General features: G+C 72.1%; 5 protein-coding genes. 2 read left to right on the forward strand and 3 right to left on the reverse strand.

The features are described 5' to 3' along the window. The coding region (locus ABZY57_RS32315) for an ABC transporter ATP-binding protein (protein WP_356518043.1) at positions 1–595 on the reverse strand (595 nt) is incomplete at its 3' end. A gap of 186 nt (positions 596–781) precedes the next feature. On the opposite strand from ABZY57_RS32315, the gene ABZY57_RS32320 reads away from it, so the two are divergent. After that, complete coding sequence (locus ABZY57_RS32320; protein ID WP_356518045.1) at positions 782–1,702, forward strand: histidine kinase; 921 nt, start codon at positions 782–784, stop codon at positions 1,700–1,702. After that, positions 1,699–2,412 carry a response regulator transcription factor gene (locus ABZY57_RS32325; protein WP_356518047.1) on the forward strand — a complete coding sequence of 238 codons (714 nt, stop codon included), beginning with the start codon at positions 1,699–1,701 and terminating at the stop codon, positions 2,410–2,412. The genes ABZY57_RS32320 and ABZY57_RS32325 overlap by 4 nt, the downstream gene beginning before the upstream one ends. A 171-nt stretch (positions 2,413–2,583) precedes the next feature. Here ABZY57_RS32325 and ABZY57_RS32330 read toward each other — a convergent pair whose 3' ends face one another. Together ABZY57_RS32330 and ABZY57_RS32335 are read right to left on the reverse strand one after the other, a co-directional pair. Continuing rightward, on the reverse strand, positions 2,584–3,087 hold the full coding sequence (locus ABZY57_RS32330) for a GNAT family N-acetyltransferase (RefSeq protein ID WP_356518049.1): 504 nt from the start codon (positions 3,085–3,087) through the stop codon (positions 2,584–2,586). Between the two features lie 94 nt (positions 3,088–3,181). Then, a partial coding sequence (locus ABZY57_RS32335) for a helix-turn-helix domain-containing protein (protein WP_356518051.1) occupies positions 3,182–3,676 on the reverse strand: 495 nt, incomplete at its 5' end.

Here is a 3,676-nt window from a genome sequence, read left to right on the forward strand (position 1 = left end):
GACCGATCTGGTTGAGATCGATGAGGAGGTCCATCACCTGCTCGCCGGAACGGCTGTCGAGGGCGCCGGTCGGCTCGTCGGCCAGGAGCAGCGCCGGACGGTTCATCAGTGCGCGGGCCACGCCCACGCGTTGGCGTTCGCCACCGCTGAGTGTCGTCGGGTAGTTGTTGCGCCGGTCGGCGACCCCGAGTTCGTCGAGGAGCTCCAGGGCGCGGCGGCGGGCCTGGCGCGCGGAGGTTCCGGTGAGCTGGGCGGCCAGCGCGACGTTGTCGAGCGCCGGCAGGTCGTCGATGAGGTTGAAGAACTGGAAGATCATGCCGACATCGCGGCGGCGGTAGAGGGCGAGGCCGGTCTCCGACAGGCTGCCGAGGTCCTGGCCGTGCACGTTGATCGTTCCGGCGGTGGGCCGGTCGAGTCCGGCCACCATGTTGAGCAGCGTGGACTTCCCGCAGCCGGAGGGGCCCATCACGGCGACGGCTTCGCCCCGGCGGATCTCCAGGGACAGGGCGTCGAGCGCCAGGGTGTCGCCGTACTCCTTGGATACGCGGTCCAGTCGGACGACGACTTGGCCCGCGCTGTCGTGATGAGGTGTCATGGCACGAACCTAGAAGGCCGGTCGGACGGGCGGCGTCACCCCCCGGATGTAAACGGGAGGCCGGGTCATCCTGGGGATGTACGCGGGACAGAACCGGGAGGGGGATGTGGACTACACGGGGTGCCTGCGAAGGTCGGGTAGGAAGATCTTGGAACAGGTGGCGCGGACGGGGAGGGGGCAGTCGCTGTGACGACGGGTTGGGTGGTCGCTGCCGTGGTGGCCGCGGGGTGCGCCGTGTCGGCCGGGTTCGGGCTGACCCTGGCGCTCCTGCGTGCCCGTGCGGCGCACCGGGCGGCGATCGAGGAGCGTGGCTGGCTGCTGGAGCGGGAGCGGGAGACCGCGGCCCGCACCGCGGTGGACGCGGAGCGGGCCAGGATAGCGGCGGAGCTCCACGACATAGTCAGCCACAACGTCAGCCTGATGATCGTCCAAGCCGGGGCCGCCCGGGAGGTGTTGGCGACGATGCCGGGGGAGGCGGCGGCCGCGATGGCCGCGGTGGAGAAGGCCGGGCGTACGACCATGACCGAACTGCGGCACCTGCTGGGCCTGCTCGCGCCCGCCCAGGACGGACAGGATGAGCCGTACGGGGGTGGTGGCGCCGAAAGACGGGATCCTGCGGCGGAGTTGGCGCCGCAGCCGAGTCTGAGCCGGCTCAGTCCGCTCATCGACCGGATAGCCTTCGCCGGGCTGCAGGTGGAGGTCCGGATATCCGGCGAACCGAGGCCGCTGCCGGCCGGGATCGACGTCACCGCCTACCGGATCATCCAGGAGGCGCTGACCAACGCACTCAAACACGGGGACGGGGTGAAAGCCGAGGTGACGGTGAGATACGCGGACCAGGCACTGAGGGTCGAGGTGCTCAACAGCGGACCGAGCGTGCTGTCCGCGGACCGGATACCCGGGCATGCGGGGAAGCCCGCCCCGGGCACGGCGGGGCAGCCGACCCCGGCCGCGTCGACCGTGTCGCGCCCGAAGGCCGACGGCGCGGGGCACGGGCTGATCGGGCTGCGCGAGCGGGTCGCCGTGTACGGAGGGGACTTCGACGCACGCCGCCGCCTCGGTGGAGGCTACCGGGTCCGCGCCCGCCTCCCGCTGGAGCGGCCGTGACCACGTACGCCCCGGCCGCGGGGCCGGACCCGAAGGCGGCCTCGCCCCGGGTGGTCATCGCCGACGACCAGGAACTCGTCCGCACCGGGTTTCGCATGATCCTCACCGCCCGGGGGATCGACGTGGTGGGGGTGGCCGCCGACGGGGTGGAGGCCGTCTCGCAGGTGCGCCGCCTGCGCCCCGACGTCGTCCTGCTCGACATCCGCATGCCCCGGCTGGACGGCCTGGAGGCCGCCCGGCAGATCCTCGCCGACGCCCCGGAATGCCGGGTGATCATGCTGACCACCTTCGACCTCGACCAGTACGTCTACGCCGCCCTCGCCGCCGGAGCCAGCGGGTTCCTGCTCAAGGACGTCACCCCCGAGTACCTCGCCAACGCCGTACGGCTCGTCGACACGGGCGACGCGCTGCTCTCCCCGTCGATCACCCGCCGGCTCGTTGAGCGCTGCGCCTCGGCATCGGCCGCGCGCGGCGGCGGGGCGCCGGCGTCCCATCCCGACCTGGACGTCCTCACCCCGCGCGAGCGCGAGGTGCTGACCCTCATGGGTCACGGCCTCTCCAATGCCGAACTGGCCCAGGAGTTCACGCTCAGCGAGGCCACGGTGAAGACTCACGTGGCCCGGATCTTCGCCAAGCTGAGCCTGCGCGACCGCGCCCAGGCGGTCGTCCTGGCCTACGAGACGGGCCTGGTCACCCCCGGTACGAGTTAGGCAGTCTCTTTCGGATCCTGCCTGGCCCGCGCCGCCCGGCACCGCACCTCGCCGCACTGCCGGGGCACCCGGGTACGTCCAGTACGCGGGTGCCCCGGCAGCGCGCCGGGGCACGGCCCCGGACGACGCGGGCCTGACCGGCAAGATCCGAAAGAGACGGCCTCGGCCTGGTCACGGCAACGCGCGTGTGAGCCATACGTGCTCACCACGGTCGTCCGTGGCGACGCGGTGACGTTCGAAGCCGATCTTCTCAAGGACGCGCAACGACGGTGTGTTCCACGGGCCGACGGTCGACCAGAGCCGTTTGCGCCCGGTCGCGACGGCGGCATCGACCACCGCCCGGGCCGCCTCGGTGGCGTAGCCGTTCCCGTGGACGCTCTGGAACAGCTCGTAGGCGATTTCCGGCTCTTCCAGGGTGGAGCGGCCGACGATCAGCCCGCAGTAGCCGATGAAATCGCCCTCGTCACGGCGCTGGATGGGCAGCAGGGCGATCCCCGTCGTCGCCGTCGCGGCGAGCAGCTCCGCGATGGACGTCCGGATGTCCTCGACCTCGTGGGTTCCCCTGCCGCGTTCGGCGAGGAGGTCGCAGAACGCGGCGGCGTCCGACTCGGCCCACGGCCGCATGATCAGCCGCTCGGTCTCCAAGTGGTACGCCATCGTCTCGTACGTAGTCATCTCCCCACTCTGCCCCACGGATCACCGCGCACCACACGCGGAGTACGGGCCGTGTCCTCTCCTCGGCATCAGGCGAAGGCATCGAGCATGGGCATCAGGCCGGGGGCGGGCCGGAGTTCGCCAGGAGGTGCAGACGCAGGGCGAGTTGGAGCTCCAGGGCGCGGGCGGGTGAGTTCCAGTCCTCGCCCAGGAGCCGGCGGATCCGGTCGAGGCGCTGCACGACGGTGTTCACGTGGATGTGCAGGGCGTCCTTGGCCTTGGACAGGCTCGCCCCGTGGACGTAGTAGGCCTGGAGGGTGCGGACCAGCTCGGTGCCCCGCTGGGCGTCGTAGTCGATGACGGGGCCGAGCACCTGGTCGACGTACCCGCCGACGTCACCGTGGTCCCCGAGCAGCAGGCCGACGAAGCCCAGGTCCGGCAGGGCGGCCCCGTGGCCGGTGTGGCCCAGCGCGTGCAGGGCCCGCAGGCAGCGGAGGGCCTCGGCGTACACGCCCGGCAGCCCGCCCGGGTCGCCGGCCGGCCCGGCGGATCCCACGGTGACGGGCGTGCCCACCGCCTGCCCCAGCTCCGCCGCCAGGGACCGCGCGAG

The sequence above is a fragment of the Streptomyces sp. NPDC006450 genome, from assembly GCF_040612195.1.
Classification (GTDB): domain Bacteria; phylum Actinomycetota; class Actinomycetes; order Streptomycetales; family Streptomycetaceae; genus Streptomyces.

Excerpts from the sequence above, each read along its gene's own strand:
- ABZY57_RS32330 (WP_356518049.1), bottom strand. The coding sequence starts at position 3,087 with ATGACTACGTACGAGACGATGGCGTACCACTTGGAGACCGAGCGGCTG.